This window comes from Vibrio sp. OPT46 (genome assembly GCF_015163535.1).
In the GTDB taxonomy this organism is placed as follows: domain Bacteria; phylum Pseudomonadota; class Gammaproteobacteria; order Enterobacterales; family Vibrionaceae; genus Vibrio; species Vibrio alginolyticus.
The window spans coordinates 1-998 of the sequence record NZ_JADDYG010000429.1; the positions used below are offsets into that span (position 1 = coordinate 1).

General features: G+C 34.6%; 1 protein-coding gene. It reads left to right on the plus strand.

The window, feature by feature from the left end; translation table 11 throughout:
- Positions 1 to 777: 777 nt before the first annotated feature.
- A partial coding sequence (locus IQR33_RS18910) for a hypothetical protein (protein ID WP_193843928.1) occupies positions 778 to 998 on the plus strand: 221 nt, incomplete at its 3' end.

Below are 998 nucleotides of genomic sequence, written 5' to 3' on the forward strand. Positions count from 1 at the left end.
AACAGTAAGATCGTTTTTGCTGTTGTTCTCGGTCATGATACTGATACACACAATAAGAAATTGTACCAAATGTAACATTGTAGGCTTAAATGTGCCAGCAAGTAAGCAAATCAACCTTATACATACTTATACAGACTTATCCACAGCCGAAAACGTCCTAGATGGCACGGTAAGTCGTCCTAAGCGATCTTCAAATCTTCCTAAATGTAATAGTGTTTCGTCCTAGATGATCTTAAACGAAATCCTAACTCACTGAATTATAATGACATAGAGAGGTTATCAACACCCTAATAAGATCTTAAAAAAGATCTTAATAAGATCAATAAAAATATTATTATTAAATTGTGTCTAGAAATTAAACAGTTAGGAGGGTTACGCACGATCTTGGAGAGCAAAGAAATAGTAATAGTTCTTTTTTTGCTTGTTAACTCAAAAAGCCACTCAGTAGAGCTATGTGAGCTAATTTAGTCTATTTAGACATATATACCGGGTTGTGTCCAATCATAAGCATAGAGGCGCTCTCAGCTTGCATTTGCCCTAAATATTCAATGACGATCTTTAGATCATTCATTTAATTAACCATTTGGTTTAAGGATCATACGCACGAACACAATGGGTTTAATCTTCCGAGGCTCTCCAGAACCATCATGTCATATAAACAAAGAAAGTTAAAAAATCATACACAAACAACTGTTATAATATGGTATTTAATGTTATACTAATGGGGAATTAATGGTTCTATCCCGTTGAAATATATGTAATAGCTTGGGGGCTAAAATGAAAAGAAGATCTTTTGTAAGTAGAGAAGAACTAAACTACGCTAAAAATTTACTAGTCTCTTATGGCTGTATGAATAAGGTGATTAACAGCGCCATTCAAATGGTAGATGAACTTGATATAGAGCCTGGCCTAAAGTTCCAGGCTAAGATGGGATCATTTAAGAAGGAATTGGATGTAGCTATATCAGCTATAGGAAAACCAGAATCACGTGCCAAGTT